This window comes from Streptomyces lancefieldiae (assembly GCF_031845825.1).
Lineage (GTDB): Bacteria > Actinomycetota > Actinomycetes > Streptomycetales > Streptomycetaceae > Streptomyces > Streptomyces lancefieldiae.
This window is the reverse complement of record NZ_JAVRFH010000351.1, coordinates 1-430: the sequence shown is the minus strand read 5'-3', so window position 1 is coordinate 430 and position 430 is coordinate 1. Positions and strand designations below refer to the sequence as shown.

Genomic DNA, 430 nt, shown 5'->3' with positions numbered 1-430 from the left:
TCCGCCGCCCGCTGAGCGCTTGGCACCCGCCACCGGCCGGCCCCGCCCGGCTCGGCCCACACCCGAGGAGACGCGACATGCCCACCGACGCCACCACCGTGCCCCGCTCCCGCGCCCCACGGCGCTGGCCCGACGAACCGGCCCAGGGCGGCTGGTACACCGACGCCGAGACCGCCGCCGTCCAGAAGGTGCTGGCGGAGTCGCGGTCGTGGCGGACAGGGTGGCGCAACAAGGACCTCGTGGCCGCCTTCGAGGAAGCGTTCGCGCAGGCGGCCCGCGCCCGGCACGCGATCGCCTTCAACGGCGGCGGCACCGCCCTGGAGATGGTTCTCATGTGCCTGGAGTTGCAGACCGGTGACCAGGTCATCGCCTGCGCCCTGAACTTCGTCGGCACTCACCTGCCGGGCCTCCACCAGGGCGGCGAGCTCGT

At 74.4% G+C, this 430-nt stretch carries 1 protein-coding gene; it reads left to right on the top strand.

Features of this window, described 5'->3' with window-relative positions; genetic code table 11:
- Positions 1 to 77 precede the first annotated feature (77 nt).
- A partial coding sequence (locus RM812_RS42470) for a DegT/DnrJ/EryC1/StrS family aminotransferase (RefSeq protein WP_311586392.1) occupies positions 78 to 430 on the top strand: 353 nt, incomplete at its 3' end.